The sequence below is a fragment of the Mesorhizobium japonicum MAFF 303099 genome, from assembly GCF_000009625.1.
GTDB classification, from domain to species: Bacteria; Pseudomonadota; Alphaproteobacteria; order Rhizobiales; family Rhizobiaceae; genus Mesorhizobium; species Mesorhizobium japonicum.
On the sequence record NC_002678.2, the window covers coordinates 6,101,754 to 6,122,233 of the forward strand.

At 62.6% G+C, this 20,480-nt stretch carries 21 protein-coding genes; 13 read left to right on the forward strand and 8 right to left on the reverse strand.

Annotated features, from left to right (window positions below; translation table 11 throughout):
* Positions 1-52 precede the first annotated feature (52 nt).
* From MAFF_RS30080 to MAFF_RS30090, 3 genes are read right to left on the reverse strand one after another with little or no spacing between them, the layout of a single operon-like run.
* Positions 53-1,030 (reverse strand): sugar ABC transporter substrate-binding protein, encoded by a 978-nt coding sequence (locus tag MAFF_RS30080; RefSeq protein ID WP_010914801.1) that lies wholly within the window; start codon positions 1,028-1,030, stop codon positions 53-55.
* A gap of 25 nt (positions 1,031-1,055) precedes the next feature.
* Complete coding sequence (locus MAFF_RS30085) at positions 1,056-2,258, reverse strand: mandelate racemase/muconate lactonizing enzyme family protein (RefSeq protein ID WP_010914802.1); 1,203 nt, start codon at positions 2,256-2,258, stop codon at positions 1,056-1,058.
* Positions 2,255-2,977, reverse strand: coding sequence for a FadR/GntR family transcriptional regulator (locus MAFF_RS30090; RefSeq protein WP_044549704.1), 723 nt, complete (start codon positions 2,975-2,977; stop codon positions 2,255-2,257). Before MAFF_RS30090 ends, MAFF_RS30085 begins: the two co-directional genes overlap by 4 nt.
* A gap of 104 nt (positions 2,978-3,081) precedes the next feature.
* Here MAFF_RS30090 and MAFF_RS30095 point away from each other — a divergent pair, with 104 nt between their 5' ends.
* From MAFF_RS30095 to MAFF_RS30120, 6 genes are all read left to right on the forward strand, one after another.
* Positions 3,082-3,987: an SMP-30/gluconolactonase/LRE family protein gene (locus MAFF_RS30095; RefSeq protein WP_010914804.1), complete on the forward strand. Its 906-nt coding sequence runs from the start codon at positions 3,082-3,084 to the stop codon at positions 3,985-3,987.
* Between the two features lie 200 nt (positions 3,988-4,187).
* Positions 4,188-5,072 carry an ABC transporter permease gene (locus MAFF_RS30100; RefSeq protein ID WP_080512125.1) on the forward strand — a complete coding sequence of 295 codons (885 nt, stop codon included), beginning with the start codon at positions 4,188-4,190 and terminating at the stop codon, positions 5,070-5,072.
* Positions 5,069-5,890 carry an ABC transporter permease gene (locus MAFF_RS30105; protein WP_010914806.1) on the forward strand — a complete coding sequence of 274 codons (822 nt, stop codon included), beginning with the start codon at positions 5,069-5,071 and terminating at the stop codon, positions 5,888-5,890. The genes MAFF_RS30100 and MAFF_RS30105 overlap by 4 nt, the downstream gene beginning before the upstream one ends.
* A 25-nt stretch (positions 5,891-5,915) precedes the next feature.
* Positions 5,916-6,986: an ABC transporter substrate-binding protein gene (locus MAFF_RS30110; RefSeq protein ID WP_010914807.1), complete on the forward strand. Its 1,071-nt coding sequence runs from the start codon at positions 5,916-5,918 to the stop codon at positions 6,984-6,986.
* Positions 6,987-7,248: 262 nt separating this feature from the next.
* Positions 7,249-7,857, forward strand: a complete 609-nt coding sequence (locus tag MAFF_RS30115) for a cupin domain-containing protein (protein ID WP_044551511.1) — start codon at positions 7,249-7,251, stop codon at positions 7,855-7,857.
* Positions 7,847-8,932, forward strand: coding sequence for an ABC transporter ATP-binding protein (locus MAFF_RS30120; protein WP_010914809.1), 1,086 nt, complete (start codon positions 7,847-7,849; stop codon positions 8,930-8,932). Before MAFF_RS30115 ends, MAFF_RS30120 begins: the two co-directional genes overlap by 11 nt.
* A gap of 462 nt (positions 8,933-9,394) precedes the next feature.
* On the opposite strand, the gene MAFF_RS30130 is transcribed toward MAFF_RS30120, so the two are convergent.
* On the reverse strand, positions 9,395-10,099 hold the full coding sequence (locus MAFF_RS30130; RefSeq protein ID WP_010914811.1) for an SOS response-associated peptidase: 705 nt from the start codon (positions 10,097-10,099) through the stop codon (positions 9,395-9,397).
* A 162-nt stretch (positions 10,100-10,261) separates the two neighbouring features.
* On the opposite strand from MAFF_RS30130, the gene MAFF_RS30135 reads away from it, so the two are divergent.
* A complete protein-coding gene (locus MAFF_RS30135; protein WP_010914812.1) occupies positions 10,262-10,615 on the forward strand; it encodes a SnoaL-like domain-containing protein in 354 nt (117 codons plus the stop codon).
* Positions 10,616-10,900: 285 nt separating this feature from the next.
* Complete coding sequence (locus MAFF_RS30140) at positions 10,901-11,248, forward strand: ArsC family reductase (protein WP_010914813.1); 348 nt, start codon at positions 10,901-10,903, stop codon at positions 11,246-11,248.
* 156 nt (positions 11,249-11,404) lie between these two features.
* Here the strand turns inward: MAFF_RS30140 and MAFF_RS30145 are convergent, their stop codons facing one another.
* The 3 genes from MAFF_RS30145 to MAFF_RS30155 form a co-directional block, all read right to left on the reverse strand.
* Entirely contained in the window at positions 11,405-11,767 is a 363-nt protein-coding gene (locus MAFF_RS30145) for a DUF488 domain-containing protein (RefSeq protein ID WP_010914814.1), read from the reverse strand.
* A gap of 22 nt (positions 11,768-11,789) precedes the next feature.
* Positions 11,790-13,046, reverse strand: coding sequence for an aminopeptidase (locus tag MAFF_RS30150; RefSeq protein WP_044551513.1), 1,257 nt, complete (start codon positions 13,044-13,046; stop codon positions 11,790-11,792).
* A gap of 85 nt (positions 13,047-13,131) precedes the next feature.
* On the reverse strand, positions 13,132-14,046 hold the full coding sequence (locus tag MAFF_RS30155; protein ID WP_044549708.1) for a LysR substrate-binding domain-containing protein: 915 nt from the start codon (positions 14,044-14,046) through the stop codon (positions 13,132-13,134).
* Positions 14,047-14,142: 96 nt separating this feature from the next.
* Here MAFF_RS30155 and MAFF_RS30160 point away from each other — a divergent pair, with 96 nt between their 5' ends.
* The 3 genes from MAFF_RS30160 (at position 14,143) to sbmA (ending at position 17,019) form a co-directional block, all read left to right on the forward strand.
* Positions 14,143-14,364: a hypothetical protein gene (locus MAFF_RS30160; protein WP_032929336.1), complete on the forward strand. Its 222-nt coding sequence runs from the start codon at positions 14,143-14,145 to the stop codon at positions 14,362-14,364.
* Positions 14,365-14,485: 121 nt separating this feature from the next.
* Complete coding sequence (locus tag MAFF_RS30165; RefSeq protein ID WP_044549711.1) at positions 14,486-15,646, forward strand: YbfB/YjiJ family MFS transporter; 1,161 nt, start codon at positions 14,486-14,488, stop codon at positions 15,644-15,646.
* Between the two features lie 113 nt (positions 15,647-15,759).
* Positions 15,760-17,019, forward strand: a complete 1,260-nt coding sequence (sbmA, locus tag MAFF_RS30170) for a peptide antibiotic transporter SbmA (protein WP_010914818.1) — start codon at positions 15,760-15,762, stop codon at positions 17,017-17,019.
* A 30-nt stretch (positions 17,020-17,049) separates the two neighbouring features.
* On the opposite strand, the gene MAFF_RS30175 is transcribed toward sbmA, so the two are convergent.
* The gene (locus MAFF_RS30175) at positions 17,050-18,057 is read right to left on the reverse strand and encodes a polysaccharide deacetylase family protein (protein WP_010914819.1); all 1,008 of its coding nucleotides are present in this window, start codon (positions 18,055-18,057) and stop codon (positions 17,050-17,052) included.
* 238 nt (positions 18,058-18,295) lie between these two features.
* Here MAFF_RS30175 and MAFF_RS30180 point away from each other — a divergent pair, with 238 nt between their 5' ends.
* Together MAFF_RS30180 and der are read left to right on the forward strand one after the other, a co-directional pair.
* Positions 18,296-18,961: a tetratricopeptide repeat protein gene (locus tag MAFF_RS30180; protein ID WP_010914820.1), complete on the forward strand. Its 666-nt coding sequence runs from the start codon at positions 18,296-18,298 to the stop codon at positions 18,959-18,961.
* Positions 18,962-19,024: 63 nt separating this feature from the next.
* Entirely contained in the window at positions 19,025-20,464 is a 1,440-nt protein-coding gene (der, locus tag MAFF_RS30185; RefSeq protein WP_010914821.1) for a ribosome biogenesis GTPase Der, read from the forward strand.
* The last annotated feature ends 16 nt before the right edge of the window (positions 20,465-20,480 follow it).

Consider the following 20,480-nt stretch of genomic DNA (forward strand, 5'->3'; position numbering starts at 1 on the left):
GGACCACCCGGCAGTGCGAACACCGCCGGGTGAATACATGGCGGGCGTGGGCTTAACGCAGACCTTGCGATGAAAGCGTCATGATCGCGTCGGCCTGATCCGGGCGCACGATGCCTTGACCCGTATCTATGTCGGAGGGGGCCAGACCTACCTTCTTGTTCAGGTAGGCTTCCATGACGGGCATGAAGCCCTGCATGTATGGCTGTTGGTCCACTAAAGCCTGTACGTAGCCCTTCTGCATCTGCTGCAGAACTTCCGGCACCAGATCGAAACCGCCAAGGAGGACCTTGCCCGGCGCGACGCCGCGGTCCTGCAGCGACCGGGCGACGCCCGCGCACCAGAAGCCGGTGTCGAAATAGGCTGTGGTGTCGGGATGCGCATTGAGATAGGCGCCGACACGATCGGATGTGATCGCAAGGTCCGTTCCGCTGTCGATCCGCTCCCATGAGACCTGACGGTCGGGGTGAGCCGCCTTGTATTCTTCCAGGAACTGCATCACGCCTGCGCCGCGGCTTTCGGACCAGTTCTGGCCGGGTGCGGAAATGCCGACCAGAACCTTGATTGGCCCCTCTTTCGGGAAGCTCTCGGAAATCGCCTTGCCGAGCGAGTAGCCCGCCGGTTTGAAACCTTGCCCGACGAAGGCCTGCCGCGCATTGCCCTTGGCGCCTTCGGTGTCATCGACATTGACGGCAATCACCAAGACACCGGCGTCTCGCGCCTCCTTGATGACGTCGTCGAACGCCTTGTTGTCGACAATCGAGGTCAGCAAGGCATCCGGCTTGGCGGCAAGTGCGGCGCGCATATTGGCGAGTTGCTGCTCGACCGAGCCTTCGGTCTGGGTGAAAATCATGTTGCACTTGGCCTCGACCTTGCCGCAGGCATCGTCAAAGCCCTTCTTCACCGCCTGCCAGAAGGTGTTCGAGGCCGACGAATGGTGCGTAAAGACGATGTTGAGCCCGTCGGCGCTGGCGACGGAAGGCCCGGCAAGCAGCGTCGTGGCGAGCAAAAGCGTTGCAGTCAGTCGTTTCATTTCTATTCCTCCCGTTGAGTGTGCTTCAGATGTCCGTCTTGTCGGAGACGCGGCGATGGACGGTGTAGGCCCGACCGAGGTCGGGATTGAGTTGCAGCCCGAGGCCTGGGCCGGGCGGCACGGTGATCATGCCGTCCCTGACTTCCGGTAGCGCGGTCACCAGGTCGCGGTACCAGGTCCTGTAAAATGCCCGCACACTCTCCTGGACGAGTGCGTTGGGCGCGTTGAGCGACAAATGCGTGGACGCCGCCAGGACCACCGGCCCGGTGCAGTCGTGCGGCGCGACCGGCAAATGCCAGGCCTCCGCCATCGCGGCGATCTTGCGTGCTTCGGAAAGCCCGCCGCACCAGGAAATGTCCAGCATGACGATGCCCGCGGCGCCGGTCTCCAGAAGGTCGCGGAATGCCCAGCGGCTGCCCAAGGTTTCCGACGCCGAGATCGGTGCCGGGCTCGCGGCCTCATAGCGCTTGAGATCGGCGAGACTGTCCATGCGGATGGGATCCTCATGCCAGTACGTGCCATAAGGCCCGAGCGCCTTGGCGATCTTGATCGCGGGCAAGAGCTGCCACATGGAGTGGAACTCGACCATGATGTCGATCTTGTCGCCGACAGCTTTGCGGATCTTTTCGAAGGGTTGCAGCGCGGCTTTGAGGTCGCCGGCGGTGATGTCTTGCCCCCGGCTTTTCTCGGCGGCATGGTCGAAAGGCCAGATCTTCATGGCCGTGATGCCGTCCTCGAGCAGCTCCGCCGCCAATTCGTCGGCGCGGTGGAGAAACCCGTTCAGGTCATCGTAGCCTTGCCTTGTGCCGAGACCATAATTCGCGGTGGTCTGTCCCTTGCCGTCCTTGATGTATTCGGTGCCCGCGCATGTGTTGTAGGTACGGATGGACTGCCGCGAAAAGCCTCCCAGGAGCTGCGCGATCGGCTGGTTCATGGCCTTGCCGAAAATATCCCAGAGCGCGATGTCGAAAGCCGAATTGCCGCGGACTTCGACCCCGCTTGAGCGGAAACCGAGATAGCCGACCAGATCCGCGGAAAGCAGATCGATCTGCAGTGGATCGCGGCCGATCACGCGTGGCGCGACATATTCATGGACATATTCCTCGACCGTTCGGGCCAAGAAAAAGGTTTCGCCAAGGCCGGTGATGCCCTCGTCGGTATGCACCTCGATCCAGAGCAGATTGGGCCGCTCTTCGATACGAATGGTCTCAAGCGAGTGGATTTTCATGCGATCCCCGCGTCGATCAATGCCTTGACGCTTTTATCGAAATGCGCCGCCATATGTTCGGCGGCAAGTTGCGGGTTCCCCGCGATGATCGCCCGAGCAATATCTGCGTGCCCCTCGATCATCTTGATCTGCTCTTCCTCGGTTGCACGCGTACGCCAGCCGATCACCCAGGTGCGTCGCGTGACACCGCTGAAGGCCTTGATGATCAACGAAAACACCGGGTTGTGAGAGGCCCGCGCGATCGCTTCATGGAATGCGATGTCGTGTTCCATGACGATCTCGGGCGCACGGTAATTCTCGCGCATCAGCTGCGCGCATTTCTGTATTTCAGCCGCCTCCGCGTCGGTCCGGCGTAGTGCTGCGAGCGCCACCGTGCGCATTTCGATGGTGCGGCGCACATCATAAACCTGTTGGACGCTGATCTGTTCGGTCGTGACGCCGTGCTCGATCACCATCGACATGGCGCCAATGTCGAGCTTGGCCACGCTCGCGCGCCGCCCGGCGCTCATGTCGATGAGACGCATCGCCGACAGCGATCGAAACGCCTCCCGCACCACCGTCCGCGAGACACTGAGCTTGCGGGTCATGTCGGCTTCACTGGGCAAGAGGTCGCCAGGGCCAAGGCCTTCAACACGGATGTGTTGGGTGATCGCCTGAATGGCGGCGCTCACCAGCCCGGGATTTGTCTCGTCAGGCCCTATGCCGCGATCGCTTACCATTTTTCCCAAACCTGTATGACATGTTTTATTGAAATGCCTATAGCTTTGTGAAATCTTGTCTGTCAATAGCGGTTGACCGCACGACATTTTGGAGGGGAGCGGGAGTGGACAGAGGAGAAAGACAGCCAGGCTTCGTGTTTGATGCCCAGGATATCGTCGGTGAAAGCCTGATTTGGGATGAGAACAGGAAGGCACTGGTCTGGGTGGACATCATCGGGCAACGCATCCACCAGCTCGATCCGGTTACTCGCGATCATCAGAGTTGGTCGACACCGGACCTCGCAACCTCAATTGGCCTGCGCAGGGACGGTGGCGCGATCGTCGGGTTGCGAAAGGATGTGGTTCTGTGGGATTTCGCAGAAGCCTTCAGGACGATCGCGACGATCGAACCGGACAGCCCTGACACACGGTTGAATGAGGGCGTGGTCGCCCCGGACGGCTCATTCTGGGTCGGCACCATGGAAAACAACATCGGCCCCGACGATCGCCCACGCGATATTTCGCGAGATGCGGGGCGGATCTATCGCGTCGACACAGCCGGCATTGTCGAGGCGCTCGGTGCCGATCGCTTCGGCATCACCAACACGATGGTCTGGACGGCGGATGATACCTTCATCACGGCGGACACGATGAAGAACCAGATCTTTCGCTATCACTGGGACAGGGTGCGATCGCGAATAACCGACAGGCGCCCTTTCTTCTCGGACTTTTCACGCGGCCTGCCGGACGGGTCGTGCATGGATGCGGAGGGCTATGTCTGGAACTGTCGCGTTGCGGGGGGCGGCTGCCTGGTGCGCATTTCACCTGACGGAGTTCTGGACAAAGTGGTGGAGCTGCCCTGCAGCTGGCCCACGAGCTGTACCTTCGGCGGCGAGAATTTCGATATCCTCTTCGTCACCTCGGCGCGGTTTACCATGAGCGAGAGACATTTGCGGGCAAACCCGCGGGAGGGCGGGTTGTTCGCGGTGCGCGCAGGCGTTGGAGGCACACCGACCAAACGGTTCGGATGAGATTACCTGACTGACGCGGCCGAGAACGGCAGGCTTCCCAGGTCGGCTGCGGCTTTTTCGACCATTCGGGGCAAAGCCCCAATCGTTCCGGCAGTCGGTGGGGCGTTGATGGGCGACCAATTCAGAAAAGCCGGATTTTGCTTGACAGTTTCATGAATATGAAAAACTGTTAGCGAATTTCAAATTCGATGGGCAGGTCGATGTCGACCTTAGTTGCGGCACAAGCACCAGAGGCCAGGTCTTCATCAGGCTTCCGGCTCGCCATGCTGCTGCCGGGGGGGCTGGTCACCTTCCTGTTGATCCTGTTCGCGCTTGGCCTGGTGCTGTTCCTCGCCTTTCGCGGCAATGACGGCTCGCTGCTCGGCGTCGGGCTGACCGTCGATAATTTCGTCACCGTGGCCACCGATCCGCTCTACTGGACGGTGACGCTGCGCTCGCTGGTTATCGCCGGTCTGGTGACGCTGGCCACCGTCGTCACCGCCTATCCCGTCGCCTACTACCTTGCCTTCCACGCAGGGCGGCGGCGCGGCCTGCTCTTGTTCCTGGTGACGCTGCCGTTCTGGACCAGCTATCTCCTGCGCGTCTTCGCCTGGAAGATCGTACTGGCCTATAATGGCGTCCTGAACTCGGCGCTGATCGAAAGCGGCATCTGGTCGGAGCCGACACTGGCCTTTCTCAACACGCCGGCCGCTGTGGTCGTCACGCTGGCGCACGCCTATGCGCCCTTCGCCATCCTGCCGATCTATGTGGCGTTGGACACGATCCCGAAATCGCTGCTCGAGGCTGCCTCCGACCTCGGCGCGCGGCCGTTCACCGCGTTTCGCCGCGTCGTGCTGCCGAATTCGATGCCGGGCGTGCTGGCGGCCGCGCTCGTCGTCTTCGTGCCGACGGTCGGCGACTATGTCACGCCGGCCATGGTCGGCGGCCCGGCCAGCACCATGATAGGCACGCTGATCCAGTCGCAGTTCGGCAAGGCCAATGACTGGCCGTTCGGCGCCGCACTTTCGGTCTGCGTCATGCTGGTCATCCTCGCCGTGGTGCTGGTCGCGCGCAGCGCGGACCGCAGATTTGGCAGCCGCACATGAAAGCCGAACGCGCCGGAACAAAACGCGATGGCCGCTGGCTCGGCCTCTACGTGCTTGCCTATCTGGTGTTTCTCTATCTGCCGGTCCTGCTGATCCCGCTGTTTTCCTTCAACGATTCCATCCAAGCGGCGTTTCCGCTGCAGGGCTTCACGCTGCAGTGGTACCAGACGCTCTACAGCAATCCGGCGCTGTCCGGCGCGCTCGTGAACAGTCTCGTCATCGCCACCGTCGCCGCTTCCGGTGCAACGCTGTGCGGCATCACCGTGTCCTATATGGACCTCTATGGCCGCTCGCCGTTGGCCGCCACGATCAGCGGCATCGCCCGGCTGCCGATCCTCATCCCGGGCGTCATCGTCGGCATATCGCTGCTGATCCTGATCAACCTGATCGGCCTCGGGCCATCGCGCGTCGCCATCGTGCTCGGCCACATATTGGTGGCATTGCCGACGACCGTGGTCGTCATGCGCAGCCGTTTCGCCGCCATCCCCCGGACCGTTCGCGAGGCGGCGCTCGACCTCGGCGCTTCCGACTGGACGACGTTCCGGCGCGTCATGCTGCCGCTCAGCCTGCCCGCCGTGCTGTCGGCCTTCATGCTGGCCTTCCTGATCTCCTTCGACGAATTCATCGTCGTCTTCTTCCTCGCCGGCACCGATCCGACCCTGCCGCTCTACATCTGGAGCCAGCTGCGCTTCCCCCGCTCGCTCCCGACCGTCATGGCGCTGGGGACGGTGATCCTGGCCACATCCTTCATCATCGCCGGCACCGCCGAAATCCTGCGCCATCGCGGGCTCGGCGCCGCGCGCCGCAATCCAGCCTGACCATAACAATGAGAGGAGAACGAAAATGACATTCCACCTGACATCGATAAGCGGACACAAGGCCCGCGCCGGCCTCGCCGTGCTGGCGCTCGCACTGTCTTCCACCGTGGCGCTTGCCGCCGAGAAGCTGCAATATTTCACCTGGTCGGGCTACGAACTGCCCGACTTCAACAAGAGCTTCCTCGCCGCGCACCCCGACGGCGTCGAGGCCTCGATCTTCGGCGATGACGACGATGCCTTCACCAAGGTCAAGGCCGGCTTCCGGCCCGACATCGCGCATCCCTGCTATGACAAGGTGGCGCGCTGGAACAAGGAAGGCCTGCTGCAGCCGATCGACACCAAGCGCATCAAGAACTGGGATTCGATCTTCCCGGTGTTCAAGAACCTGCCCGATCTGCAGGCCGGCGACGGCAAGGTGTGGATGGTGCCGTGGGATTGGGGCAACACTTCCATCCTCTACCGCACCGATCTGGTGAAGAACCCGGAAGCGAGCTGGAACCTGCTGTGGGACAAGCAATATGCAGGCCGCATGGCGACCATCGACGCAGTGCACGACACGCCGATCGTTGCCGCGCTTCTGGCCGGGGTGAACCCGTTCGATATGACCCCGGAGCAGATGGACAAGGTCGCGGCAAAACTGCGTGAACAGCGGCCGCTGCTGTCGAGCTACACCACCGACATGACCTCGGTCGAACAGGCGCTTGCCAGCGGCCAGCTGGTCGCCGCCATGACCTGGAATGCGTCGGCCACCTCGCTGAAGAAACAGGGCGTGCCGGTCGAGTTCATGAAGCCGAAAGAAGGCATGCTGACCTGGGCCTGCGGCTTCGTCATGCTGAAAGACGCCAAGAATGTCGATCTCGCCTATGATTTCATCAACAGCCGGCTCGACGCCGATTCGGGCAAATTCCTGATCCAGTCCTACGGCTATGGCAGTTCGCTGAGCACTGCCTTTGCTGGCGTGGCGAAGGACGAGCTGGAGAAACTGCAGCTGCCGTCCGATCCCGAGGTGATGCTGAAGAGCACCATCTTCACCGGGCCGATGAAGCAGAACGACGATGTGGCCAAGATGTTCGAGAAAGTGAAGGCTGGCGGGTGAGGCTCCCCTTCTCCCCTTGTGGGGTGAGCGGCCGGTTCGCGTAAGCGAATTCATCGTGCCAGTGGCACGATGAAAGGCCGGCGAACGCCGGGACGCTGCGATGCAGCGGGGACCCGGCAGGGTGGATCGGCTACCGCGCCCGGCCCTTCGCAGGCTCAGGGCGTTCGAAACTCGAAAAGCCAAGCAATTGGCTTTTCGTTCGCTGCGCGAACCGTTTCTCACCCCACAAGGGGAGAAGGAAGAAGCAAACGAGGACCGACGCATGGACATGCTTGATGAGGCCGCCGAAAAACCCAAGGACGACGCCGATGTTCGCGTCGGCCGACGCGTGCGGGCGCTGCGGCTGGAGCGCCGCCTGTCGCTGGCCGAACTGGCGGCAAAAGCCGGCGTGTCGATCGGTGCGCTGAGCCAGATCGAGCGCGGCATGTCCTCGCTGCGCGTCAAGGTGATCTGGCCGCTCGCCGCCGCCCTCGACATCGAGCCGTCTGCGCTGATCGCCGACGGCAATGATGCCGTCAACGATCTCTATTGCGTGCGCGCCGACAAGCGGCGCTCCATTCCCGTCAAGTCGGAAGGCATCGCCAAGGCGCTGCTGTCGCCGCCTGGCGCGACGCTGACCGGCATGCTGGTGGCGGTGGAAGCCGGCGGCGGCACGGCGGAAGCCTACGCCCATGCCGGCCATGAATTCGGCTATGTGCTGGCGGGCGAGGTCGAACTGGTGGTGGACTCGACAAAATACGGGCTGAAGACCGGCGACAGTTTTGCCTTCAAGAGCACGCTGCTGCATGCCTTCCGCAATCCCGGCGCCGAGCAGTGCCAGATCCTCTGGGTCAACACCACAAAACCCTCCGAGGTTCGCGATGGCGCCTGATCCACTGGTCCGGTTGCAGGCGGTCTCCAAGGTTTTTCCCGGCGGCATCGTCGGGCTCGATGCCGTCGATCTCGACATTGTCAGCGGCGAGTTCATCACGCTGCTCGGACCGTCGGGCTGCGGCAAGACCACCAGCCTGCGCGTCATCGCGGGCTTCGAAAGCCCGTCGAGCGGCAAGGTCTTGCTCGACGGCCGCGACATCACGGCGCTCCGGCCTTTCGACCGGCCGGTCAATACGGTGTTCCAGGATTACGCGCTGTTCCCGCATATGGACGTCGCCGAAAATGTCGGCTTCGGCCTGTCGCTACGAAAACTGTCGGGCGCCGAGCAGGCAAAGCGTGTCGGTGAAGCCCTCGACATGGTCGGTCTCGCCGACAAGCTTCGCGCCCGTGTCCCAGAACTCTCGGGCGGCCAGCGCCAGCGCGTGGCGCTCGCTCGCGCCATCGTCTGCGAGCCGCGCGTGCTCTTGCTCGACGAGCCGCTGTCGGCGCTCGATGCGCATCTGCGCGAACAGATGCAGGTCGAGTTGAAGCGGCTGCAATCGCGGCTCGGCACCACCTTCGTCATGGTCACCCACGACCAGACCGAGGCGCTGTCGATCTCCGATCGCATCGTCGTCATGAACAAGGGCCGCATCGAGCAGATCGCGCCGCCGGCGACGCTCTATGACCGGCCTGCGACGAAGTTCGTGGCGAGCTTCATCGGCACCATGAACCTGCTGCAGTCGCGCTTTGTCGGCCGCGATGGCGATCGTTTGCGTTTCACCGCCGGCACCTTGCCGCTGGAGGCTACCTCCGAAACCGGCCAGTCACCCGGCGAAGGCGAGGTGCGCACCATCGGCGTGCGTCCGGAGGATTTGCTGGCAGCCACCGAGGCGACCGAAGGAACCGCGCCGGCGCGGGTAAACAGCATAGTCTTCCACGGCCGTACCTTGCGGCTGCATGCTGAACTGGGGCAGGGATTGCCGGTGGTGATCGATGCGCCGCGCCAGGCCGAGGGGTTTCAATTCAGCATTGGCGACGTAGCGCATGTCAGCCTGCGCCGTGGCGCCAACTGCCCCATGCTGCCGAGCTAGCCTCATCCGCCTTCGCAAGGTTGTCGCACAGTCGCTGGCAGGGCAGGTCTGATCGACATGTGAACAAACGATCATGGAATTAAGTAGGAATTGACTAAGCTAGGAAGACATTCCTAAATTAGTTGATGCCGGAATTGAGCACCCGACCGCGCCGAAATGTGCAAACCCTATGCCTCGCGCACGAAGTGGGGCAACTCATTCGAGTCCGATGCCGGCACTGCAACATCACTCGGCACTATCTGCCCGGCGACCTTGCGAAACTTGTCGGTGACATTCCCTTTTGGGATGTCGAACGGCATATGCGGTGCGAGCGTTGCAAGCTTCGCGAGCTTGATGCCGACATAATTTTGCCGAGTGCTGCCGAGCGCTTGAAAATTCGTGTGAGACGCCTTGTCGAAATCCGCATGGTTCGCCGTGTGATATGGCGAGACGAGGAATGAGGAACGCGGCTATCCCTTCAGCCTAGAACAGAGACCCTTGGGCCGGTGCCTGCTGCGGAAACTTGATTTGTGTGGCTGGCTTCTCAACGATCACCAACGCGTTGTCTGGCGCTGTTCGCTGCAAATGCCGTGCTTCTGCCCAGGGTGCTGTCAGCCAGGCCTCGGTCTCTTCCGACGTGGTCAGGATTACCGGCATAGCCTTCTCATGGATCGGCGCGATGAGGGCGTTAGGCTTGGTTGTCATGAAGGCAAATAACTCGAAGTCGCCGGGTCCGTCCTTGACCTTTCGAACACCCTGCCAACGGGTCCAGAAGCCGGCGAAGAAGAACAGTGGCCGGCTTTCGTCACGGGCAAACCAGTAATTGCGCTGGATGCCTGTGTCTGGGTCCTTGTCGCTCGGTGTCGGGCTGGGTTCGGCAAAACTGGTGACCGGTACGACGCATCTGTGCTCGACCCCGACAAACTGTTGCCAGTGCGAATATTGTGGATTGCGAACGTTGGTCGTGCCGTAGTCGGCCTTACCCTTCATGCGCTCTGGTGGCGTCGGCAACCCCCAAAGCAGTTTCGCCAGCTCACGCTTCCCGTCTGCCGTGTTGCGGACGACCGGGCCGGGCTGATTGGGATAGATGTCAACGGAAGGTTCAAGGTTGCCGCTGAGATCGCGCAGCGCGCGCGTCCATTGGCGGACCGCCTCTTGCGTCGTGGTGATGTTGTAGAGGTTGCACATGCATCCAGCATTGCGGAATTGGCTTGCGTCTGCAACCGAGGCCGCTGCCCGCGCTCCTGCAATTCATCGTCCTGACACGCCTTGTCAGCTGTCATGTGGGAACAGGTGGCAGACGGGCGGGCTCTTCCCTAATTGCAGTGCGTCTGAACAGGAGGAACACAAATGACCATCGCGGAAATTGCCAAGGATTTCACCGAGCTCCTCAAGCAGGGTGACAACGCAGGTGCTGCTGAAAAGTACAATGCCGATGATATCGCCAGCTACGAAGCCATGGAGGGCCCGATGGCCGTCAGCCATGGCAAGGAGGCACTGAGGCAGAAGAGCCAGTGGTGGCAGGAAAACCATGAAGTGCATGGCGGCTCGGTCGAAGGTCCTTATGTCAATGGCGACCAGTTCGCGCTGCGCTTCAAGTTTGACGTCACGCCCAAGGCCACCGGCGAGCGTGTCACCATGGACGAGGTTGGCCTCTACACGGTCAAGAACGGCAAGATCACCGAAGAGCGCTTTTACTACTGAGGCCGGAAACTCCGGCTTGAGGCCGGAAACTCCGGCTTCGGAGTCGGCTCTTCGCTTCGAGAAACAAGCATGGCGGCAGGGACGGTGCCGCCATGTGGGAGGTTCAAACCGTCTTCACATACTCGGCAAGCTAATCGGCCACGGTGCCCCAGCCATCGAAAAAGCCCATCTCTTCATGGTTGTTGCCCGAAAATTCCGGCGATGCAGGCGTGTGCGCTGGCAAAGCGGGAAGGGCGGTTTTAGGCTGTGGGACGGATTCGACTGCCAGCCCAAGGGAAGCGCGCTTTGACGATTACGATCTATGGCATCACCACCTGCGACACGGTCAAGAAGGCGCGCGTCTGGCTGGAGAGCCATGACGTGGCCTATCGTTTTCACGATTTTCGTGCGGACGGGCTGGACGCCAAGCGGCTGGATGGCTGGGTCGGCAAGGTTGGCTGGGAAAAGCTGCTCAACAAGGGCAGTACCACATTCCGCGAACTGGCGGACAAGGACAAGCAAGACCTCGATGAGAAGAAGGCCAAGGCGCTGATGCTGGCCAAGCCGACGATGGTCAAGCGGCCGGTGCTTGAGCTCGGCGATCGGGTTCTGGTTGGCTTCAAGCCGGACGTTTATGAGCAGGCGGTGGAGTAGAGCGCCTTACCTCTCACTTCGTCATCCTATGGCGAAGCAAGGAGCGAAGCGACGCGGCGCAGACCATAGGATCCATGCCGTGACTTCTAAGCGTTGCAGCGGTGCAGGTTCTGCTCCGTCGCATCTAGGAGAGGCGTCACGGCATGGATCCTCGGGTCAAGCCCGAGGATGACGAAGCAGATACCCCGCCAGCGCCACCGCATTGTTGTGCGCCTCATCATGCGCGCCGTAGAGCAGCGTTACCTTGCCGTGACGAAGCAGGTCGCGCAGTTGCGCCACGGCCTCACCATTCCCGTCCAGCTCAGCCCCGTACCGCTCCCGAAATTCCGCCCAGCGCTGCGGCTCGTGCCCGAACCACTTCCGCAGCCCATCGCTCGGCGCGATCTCCTTCAGCCACAGCGCCAGCGCGGCATGTTCCTTGCTGACGCCGCGCGGCCAGATGCGATCGACCAGCACCCTTTGGCCGTCGGCGTTGTCGGGTGTTTCGTAGATACGCTTGACGGCGATATCGAAGGCCACCGGACCCTCCGCAACTCTGCCCTCAGGCCCACTCGCCCTTGCGCATGACCGGCACGCGGCTTCCGTCCTTGTGGACGCCGTCTATGTCGATCTTGTCCGAGCCGATCATCCAGTCGATGTGGATGAAACTCTTGTTGCCGCCGCGCGCGGCGATCTCGTCCTGGCTGAGCGAGGCGCCGTCGACGAAGCATTTCGAATAACACTGGCCGAGTGCAATGTGGCAGGCCGCGTTTTCGTCGAACAGCGTGTTGAAGAACAACAGGCCGCTGGCCGAGATCGGCGAGGAATGCGGCACCAGCGCCACTTCGCCGAGACGCCGCGATCCCTCGTCGGTGTCGAGCACCTTCTTCAGCACATCCTCGCCCTTCGACGCCTTGGCCTCGACGATCCTGCCTCCCTCGAACCGTACCGAAATCTCGTCGATCAGCGTGCCCTGGTAAGACAGCGGCTTGGTCGAGGAGACATGGCCCTCGACGCGCCTGGCATGGGGCGTGGTGAAGACCTCCTCGGTCGGGATGTTGGGATTGCAGGTGATGCCGTTTTTGGCGGTCGAGGCGCCGCCCATCCATTCATGGCCGTCCGCCAGCCCGACTGTCAGGTCGGTGCCCGGTCCGGTGAAGTGCAGGGCGTGGAAGTTATGGCCGTTGAGCCACTCGGTGCGGCCGCGCAGCGCCGCATTGTGCGCCTTCCAATTGCCGATCGGGTCTTCCACATCGACCCGCGACGCCGCGAAAATGGCATCGGCGAGCTTCGCCACTGCGACATCGTCGGCGTCATGGGGAAACACCTGCTTGGCCCAGGCGAGGTCAGGATAGGCGACAATGTTCCAGTTGATGTCGAAGCCGGTGATTTTTTCCAGTGCTGGCTGGTAGGCCATGGAATTGGCCTTGTTGGCGCGCGCCACTTTTGCCGGATCCTGCGCCGACAACAGCGACGGATCCTCGCCGCGCACGGCGAGCCGGGCAGCGTTGTTCGAGAAAGCCTTCGCCATGCCTTCATAGAGCCAGCTGGCGGCACGGTCGAAGCTGGCTTCGGCGCCGAAGCGGTAGCGCGCCAGCGTCATCTCGTCGTCGTTGAAGATCGGCGTCACCAGTCCGGCACCGGCCTTGTAGGCGTGCTCGACGATGCGCCTGGTCAGCGGCAGGGCGGCGATCGACGAGGTCAGCACCAGATCCTGTCCGGGCTGCAATTGCAGTCCGACCTTGATGGCGACCTCGGCCAGCCTGTCGAGCTTCACCGGGTCGATCGTTGCGGAAACGCCGCGCGAATGTGTGGTCATGATCCTGCCTGCCGTGATGTGGAAGTCTGCCCCATACATAGACCGCTGCCACGATCCTTTCCACCAGGTTTGCGGTGGACCAGGCTTAAGCGGCGCTGTCGAGCGTTCGGAACTGCGCCATTGTCGTCTCGATTTCTTCGCGGATCCAGGCTTTGAAATCGTGCACCTTGCGGCTTTCGGCCTTGGTCGCCGAGGTTACCATCCAGTAGCCCAGCCCGCTCTCGGCGCGCACGCCGAAAGGCGCCACCAGCCGGCCGTCGGTGAGAGCGTCGGCTGTCAGCAATTGCCAGGCGAGCATCACGCCATGGCCGGCGATCGCCGATTCCAGGCACAGCATCGGGTCGGTGAAGCGCGCGCCCTTGAGGAAGGTGACCGGCTCGACGCCCGCCGCTTTGAACCAGCTGTCCCAGCTGATCATCGACCGCTCGTCGGTGATCGCGCAGGTCTGCGCCAGATCCTCGATCGACCTGAGCTTGGCCGCGATCGACGGCGCGCAGACCGGGAAGACCTCCTGCGCCAGCAGCAGTTCCGCGCGCACGCCCGGCCATTCGCCGTCGCCAAGCCGGATGGCGATGTCGACGTCGGAATGATCGAGATTGGCCAGCCGCACCGACGCATCGATGCGCAGCAGCACATTGGGATGGCGGTCGAAGTGACGCGACAGTCTGGGCAGCAGCCATTTCGAAGCGAAGGCTGGCGCCACCGAGACGACCAATGTGCATTGGCTCGCCTCGTCGGCCAGCGCCACGGCCTGGGCAAGCTCGCGAAATCCAGCGCCGAGGCGGGTGGCGAAGGCCGCGCCGAACTCGGTCAGCACCAGGCCGCTCGCCGTGCGCTCGAACAGCGCTTGGCCGAGCTGCTTTTCGGTGCGGCTTATCTGCTGGCTGACGGCACTGACGGAAACGTTGAGCTCGCCGGCGGCCGCCGCCAGCGAGCCGAGACGGGCAACGGTTTCGACGGCGCGAAGGCCGTTGAGGTGGACGCGGTTCAGCATGGCCATTTGAGATTTTCTAAATTGATCCGGCTGAAATCTCAATTGAAAGACGCGAGGGAACGGCAGACTCTATCGATGGGAACCAGATCCGAGGAGCCGCAAATGTTAACGCTGTTGTCGTCGCTGAAGGTTCTGTTCGCCATGGGCACGCCGTCCGGGTCGCGCGCGCAAAGCGAAACGCAGGCATGGCTGACCGATCCGCTGTCGCATCCTGTGCTGAACACCATGTCGGAGCGTGAATTGGGCGACGTGCCGTTCAGGCTGACGGCGCGGCGAACGGTGCACGAGACCGCTTCATTGCAGGCCGGTTTCGGTAGGCTCTGACGAGCCGAGGACGTGCCTTCAGCTTAACTGGAAGTCGAACCCGTCGCGCCTCTCTACGCGCGCACTGGCCCAACGGATGGCGGATTGTTTCAGCGATCCCTGCATTTATATGTGCGCTGCAATGAGATCGGCCACCTCAACAGCGCTACGCTTTTCCGTCGCCGGCATGATCGCGATGGCGGTGGCCATGGGCATCGGCCGCTTCGTCTACACGCCGATCCTGCCCGGCATGATGGAAGAGCTGCATCTGTCGCCGGCCAATGCGGGATGGATCGCCTCGGCCAATTATCTCGGTTACCTCGTTGGCGCGTTTGCGGCGGCGGGCGGCTGGGCGCATGGGCGCGAGCGTCTGCTGATGCTGGGCGGTCTTGGCGCCAGCACCATCCTTGCCGCGCTGATGGGGCTGACCGACGCCATGGCCGCTTTTCTCCTCATCCGCTTTCTGGCCGGTCTGGCCAGCGCCTTCGTCATGGTGTTCATGGCCAGCATCGTTTTCAGCCATATCAATGCCGCCGGTCGCGGCGACCTGCAGGCCTGGCATTTCGGCGGCGTCGGCCTCGGCATCGCGATCTCCGCGGTGATGATGGCGGTGCTGGTCACCGAGCATGCCGGCTGGGCGGCGGGCTGGTTGTGGTCGGCGGCAATTTCGGCTTGTGGCTTCGTGGTCGTGGCGCTGCTAGCGAACGAAGGCCCGCTCGCAAACGGCCAAGCCGTCCGTGAACCGGCGCTGCCGAAAGACCGGTCTCTGACGAAGATCATCATTGCCTACGGCCTGTTTGGCTTTGGCTATGTCGTGACGGCGACGTTCCTGGTCGCCATCGTCCGCCAGGGCGGCGGCAGCCGCGTCTTCGAGGCCATGGTCTGGCTGGTCGCCGGTCTTGCCGGTTTTCCCTCGACCTGGTTGTGGCAGAAGATAGCCGGGCGGGTCGGGCTCAACGCCGCCTATGCGCTGGCATGTCTCATAGAAGTGATCGGCGTCACCGCCAGCGTGGCGCTCGGCGGATATTCGGGGCCGCTGCTTGGCGGTCTGCTGCTCGGCGGCACCTTCATCGCCATCACCGCGCTTGGCCTGCAGGCCGCGCGGCAGCAGGCGCCCCAGGCGCCCCGGCGCATCTTTGCCTTGATGACGGCGTCGTTCGGCCTTGGCCAGATCATCGGCCCGATCGCCGCCGGCCTTTTGGCGCAGATGTCAGGCGATTTCTTCCTCGCTTCGATCGTCGCCGCGGCCATGCTGGTGGTCTCCGGCGTCATCACATGGTCGGCCGCGCCAAAATCGCCATGATTGTGGGTTTGCTCTGCGCCGGGCATCGGGCAGGCATTTTCTTTCCCCCTAATGTGTGACTTTATGCCCGCCGAAGTCAGCTGATTTGCCCATCAAGCAAGGAATTCGCCACAGTGTTCGTATCCTTCTTCCCGCAGCCGAAGCTCTTCTTCTCTTCGGCCGCCATCTGGAGCCTTGCGGCGATCCTGTTCTGGTTTTTCGGTGGTGAGCAATTGGGCGCCGTTTTCGGCCTGCCAGCCGCCGCCGCTGACGCTCCGCCCATCATCGGCATCGCTGTTCTCGTGTCGAAGCCGTTCCTCTGGTTCTACATCTATTTCGTGGCCTGCGTGGCCATCTTCTACGCATTCTGGAGCTGGTATTCGCCGCATCCGTGGCAGCGCTGGTCGATCCTGATGACGGCGGTTATCCTGTTCTTCATCTATTTCAATGTGCAGGTCAGCGTCGCCGTCAACGCCTGGTACGGGCCCTTCTTCGACTATGTGCAGGGGCTGATGTCAGGGACCGGAAAATCGACCAACGGTGAATTTTATACCGGGCTGGCCGACTTTTCCTGGCTCGCGCTGGTCGGCATGAATGTGCAGGTGGTCAATGCCTTTATCGTCAGCCATTGGATCTTCCGCTGGCGCACGGCGATGAACAACTACTTCATCGAGAACTGGGCTAGGCTGCGCCATATCGAGGGTGCCTCGCAGCGCATCCAGGAAGACACGATGCGGTTTTCGCAGATCATGGAAGATCTCGGCTCCAGCTTCGTCCAGTCAATCATGACCTTGATCGCCTTCCTCCCGGTGATGATCCAGCTGCAGGCCCATATCAGCGAATTGCCGATCATCGGCGCGATCCCGCAGCCCCTAGTTGTCGCGGCGCTTGCCTGGTGTCTGTTCGGAACGATCTCGGTGATGATTGCCGGCCTGAAACTTCCGGGATTGCAGTTCCGCAACCAGCGCGTCGAAGCCGCCTACCGCAAGGAACTGGTTTACGGCGAGGATCATGTGGATCGTGCACAGCCTGCCACCACCGCCGAGCTGTTCGCCAATGTCCGGCACAATTATTTCAGGCTCTATTTCCACTACATCTATTTCAACGTCGTCCGGTACACCTACCTGCAGGCCGACAACATCTTCTCGCTGCTGATCCTGGGTCCGTCGCTGGTCGCGCACAAGATAACGTTCGGTGCGCTGAACCAGATCTCGAACGCCTTCGGCAAGGTGACGGGGTCGCTGCAATTCCTGCTCACCTCGTGGTCGACCATTGTCGAGCTGCAATCGGTCCACAAGCGTCTGCGCGCCTTCGAGGCGACGCTGCTTGGCGAACCGCTGCCCGATATCGATCAGCGCTATCTGGCAAGGCAGGGCGCCGAAGATCCGGCATAGTAAGGGTTTGATGTAAAACGGGTTGGCGGCTCAGCCGCCAACCGAGGCCTGCTTCTGGCCGGCAGCCTGCCGCGAAACGTAGTCGCGAAAACTGATGCATTCGACATCGGCCTTGACGCAGACCTCGCCGGCAAAGCGCTCCAGCGCGTTCCAGTAGGCGCCGTCATTCATCAGCGTGAAGTGGAAGCCGAGTTCCAGCGGAATGCGCTTGCCCTGATACTGCGCGTCGAAGGCGGCGCGAAAGGCATGATAGGTCCGGTTGGCGAACTCGTCCGCCATGCTCGGCCGCTCGAAACCGCCGGAATGCCTGACATAGAGATTGTAATCCATGGCGATAACCGGCCTGGATTTCGGTCCTTCCGGGATCTGCGGCAGTGAAAAGCGGGTGATGCCGTCGATGGTCGGCGGCTGGGCAGGCCCCTGCGAGACGCCGCTGGCGTCGAACTCGTAGCCGGCGGCGGGCAAGGCCTCGTAAAGCGCCTTGCTGGCCGACAGATAGGGCGCGCGGAAACCGATCACGGCATGCCGGGCCAAATCGCGCCAGCCAGCGGGTTCAGGCGCGATGCCGTTGATCGCATAGGCATTCTCGAGAATTTGTTCGAACGAGGCGAATTCCTTGAGCCAGTCGGCCTTGCTCCAGTCCTTGCCGTCGAAATGGCCGCAGGCGTGGCTGGCGATATCATGGCCTTCATGCGCGGCGAGGCCGATCTGCTCGAGCCGCTCGGCCACCTCCTGTTTGGAAGCGGCAAAGCCGATATTGGATTTGCCAGCCGTTTTGCCGGGTGCCGTGTATTCCTTGCGTGTCTCCGGCGACAGCAGGAAGACGCAGGAGAGAAAATAGGTGAAATGCGCGCCAGTGCGCTGCGCCAGCGCCCGGCTGCGCTTCCACTGCGAGACGTCACGGGCGCTGTCGAAGGAGATGATGACCACCTGCTTCGGCTTTGCCGGCATTGGCGGCGCGGGCGGATCGGCCAGGGCCGCGCCGGCAGAGGCGAGGGAGGCAAGCGCGAACGCGGCAACGCGAGACAAACTAGGCATCGGCAAACTTACTGGCTCCAGGCGATCACAAAGCCGGCTATCCCCGAAATGTGGCGTGGGTGCGATTGGGCTTTTTGCCGGTTTGCCCCGGGCAAACATCCGTTTCCCCCGGGGCAAACATCGGTTTGCCTCCGGGGAATAGGCGATTTTCCGGCCGAACCCCTTCCATGCCGACAAAATTTCGCTAAAACGCGGGCTCATGAACCGCCCCGGCCCGGGGCAAAAGTGGTTTTGATTGATGTCCGACGACAGTTTTATCCGTGAAGTCAACGACGAGATGCGTCGCGAGCAGGCGCAGAAGCTGTGGGACCGTTTCGGCCCGGCCTTGCTCGGCATTGCGATCCTCGTGGTGCTCGGCACCGCCGCCTTCGTCGGCTATCGCTATTGGGACGAGACGCGCGCCAACCGCTCCGGCGATGCCTTCTCGCAGGCCTTGAAACTGGCCAATGACGGCAAGAACGACGATGCGCTGGCCGCGCTCGACCAGCTGGAAAAGGATGGCTACGGCGCCTATCCGCTGCTTGCCCGCATGCGCGCCGCCACCGTCAAGGCGAGCAAGGGCGACACCGCCGCCGCCGTCAAGGATTTCGACGACGTCGCCGCCGACACCGCCATCCCCCAGGGCATTCGCGATATGGCGCGGCTCAGGGCAGCGCTCCTGCTCGTCGACCACGGCTCCTTCGCCGACGTGTCCAGCCGCGTCGAGGCGCTGACATCGGACACCAACACGCTGCGCCACACGGCGCGCGAGGCGCTCGGCCTTGCCGCCTGGAAGGAAGGCAAGACCCAGGACGCGTTGAAACTGTTCGACCAGATCGCCGCCGATGACGGCGCCCCGCGCAACACCCGCGAGCGGGCAACGCTGATGTCCGAGCTGATCCGCGGCTCAGGCAATGCCTCGTAAATGCATGTCGCCCAAAAGTGTGCAGCGGTTTTGGGACGTCGACATGCATGATTGTAGGACCGTATGACCTTCAAAGTCGCCATCATCGGCAGACCTAACGTCGGCAAATCGACCCTTTTCAATCGGCTGGTGGGAAGGAAGCTGGCGCTTGTCGACGACACGCCGGGCGTCACCCGCGACCGTCGCGTCCATGCCGCTAAGCTTTACGATCTGCATTTCGACGTCATCGACACAGCCGGTTTCGAGGATGCCGGCGCATCGACCTTGCCCGGCCGCATGCGCGCGCAGACCGAGATCGCCATCCACGAAGCCGACCTGATCTTCTTCACCATCGACGCCAAGTCCGGCCTGCTGCCGGATGACAGGACCTTCGCCGAGATCGTGCGCAAGTCCGGCAAGCCGGTGGTGCTGGTCGCCAACAAGGCCGAGGCCAAGGGCGCGCAGGGCGGCATGCTGGAGGCCTGGGAACTCGGGCTGGGAGAACCGATCCCAGTTTCCGCCGAACATGGCCAGGGCATGCCCGATCTGCGCGATGCGGTGATCGCGGCACTCGGCGAGGCGCGCGCTTTCGGTGAGGAGGAAGAGGGCGAGGACGACGAGATCGCTGCCACCGAGGTGCTGATCGGCGAGGATATTGCCGACCCTGACGCCGAGGATGCGCACACTTACGACAACACCAAGCCGATGCGCATCGCTGTCGTCGGCCGCCCGAACGCCGGCAAGTCGACGCTGATCAATGCGCTGATCGGCGAGGAGCGGCTGCTGACCGGACCGGAGGCCGGCATCACCCGCGATTCGATTTCCGTCGACTGGGATTGGCATGGCCGTCGGCTGAAGCTGTTCGACACGGCCGGCATGCGCCGCAAGGCGAGGATCCACGAAAAGCTCGAAGTGATGTCGGTGCAGGACGGCTTGCGCGCCATCCGCTTTGCCGAGATCGTCATCATCGTGCTCGACGCCACCATTCCCTTCGAGAAGCAGGATCTGCAGATCGCCGACCTGATCATTCGCGAGGGTCGCGCGCCGGTGATCGCCTTCAACAAATGGGACCTGATAGATCATCCGCAGGAGCTGCTGGCGGAATTGCGCGAGAAGACCGAGCGGCTGCTGCCGCAGGTGCGCGGCATCCAGGCAGTGCCGGTCTCGGCGGAGACCGGGCGCGGCCTCGACAAGCTGATGGATGCGGTGCTGCGGACCCACAAGGTCTGGAACAGCCGCGTCTCGACCGGCAAGCTCAACCGCTGGCTGGAAGCCATACTGGCGCATCATCCGCCGCCCGCCGTTGCCGGGCGCCGGCTCAAGGTCAAATATGTCACCCAGGCCAAGACGCGGCCGCCGGGTTTCGTGGTCCAGTGCTCGCGTCCGGATGCGATGCCGCAATCCTATGTGCGCTATCTCTCCAACAGCCTGCGCGAAGCCTTCGACATGCCGGGCGTGCCGATCCGCATCGCGTTGCGCACCTCCGACAATCCTTTCGCCGGTCGAGCCAAGAAACGCGGCTGAGCCTCGGTGCTCGTCC

Coding starts and splice junctions, on each gene's coding strand:
- der (WP_010914821.1), top strand. CDS start 19,025: ATGACCTTCAAAGTCGCCATCATCGGCAGACCTAACGTCGGCAAATCG.
- MAFF_RS30160 (WP_032929336.1), top strand. CDS start 14,143: ATGTTAACGCTGTTGTCGTCGCTGAAGGTTCTGTTCGCCATGGGCACG.
- MAFF_RS30085 (WP_010914802.1), bottom strand. CDS start 2,258: ATGAAAATCCACTCGCTTGAGACCATTCGTATCGAAGAGCGGCCCAAT.
- MAFF_RS30100 (WP_080512125.1), top strand. CDS start 4,188: ATGTCGACCTTAGTTGCGGCACAAGCACCAGAGGCCAGGTCTTCATCA.
- MAFF_RS30080 (WP_010914801.1), bottom strand. CDS start 1,030: ATGAAACGACTGACTGCAACGCTTTTGCTCGCCACGACGCTGCTTGCC.
- MAFF_RS30180 (WP_010914820.1), top strand. CDS start 18,296: ATGTCCGACGACAGTTTTATCCGTGAAGTCAACGACGAGATGCGTCGC.
- MAFF_RS30120 (WP_010914809.1), top strand. CDS start 7,847: ATGGCGCCTGATCCACTGGTCCGGTTGCAGGCGGTCTCCAAGGTTTTT.
- MAFF_RS30135 (WP_010914812.1), top strand. CDS start 10,262: ATGACCATCGCGGAAATTGCCAAGGATTTCACCGAGCTCCTCAAGCAG.
- MAFF_RS30175 (WP_010914819.1), bottom strand. CDS start 18,057: ATGCCTAGTTTGTCTCGCGTTGCCGCGTTCGCGCTTGCCTCCCTCGCC.
- MAFF_RS30150 (WP_044551513.1), bottom strand. CDS start 13,046: ATGACCACACATTCGCGCGGCGTTTCCGCAACGATCGACCCGGTGAAG.
- MAFF_RS30105 (WP_010914806.1), top strand. CDS start 5,069: ATGAAAGCCGAACGCGCCGGAACAAAACGCGATGGCCGCTGGCTCGGC.
- MAFF_RS30165 (WP_044549711.1), top strand. CDS start 14,486: ATGAGATCGGCCACCTCAACAGCGCTACGCTTTTCCGTCGCCGGCATG.
- MAFF_RS30130 (WP_010914811.1), bottom strand. CDS start 10,099: ATGTGCAACCTCTACAACATCACCACGACGCAAGAGGCGGTCCGCCAA.
- MAFF_RS30110 (WP_010914807.1), top strand. CDS start 5,916: ATGACATTCCACCTGACATCGATAAGCGGACACAAGGCCCGCGCCGGC.
- MAFF_RS30115 (WP_044551511.1), top strand. CDS start 7,249: ATGGACATGCTTGATGAGGCCGCCGAAAAACCCAAGGACGACGCCGAT.
- MAFF_RS30155 (WP_044549708.1), bottom strand. CDS start 14,046: ATGGCCATGCTGAACCGCGTCCACCTCAACGGCCTTCGCGCCGTCGAA.
- MAFF_RS30090 (WP_044549704.1), bottom strand. CDS start 2,977: ATGGTAAGCGATCGCGGCATAGGGCCTGACGAGACAAATCCCGGGCTG.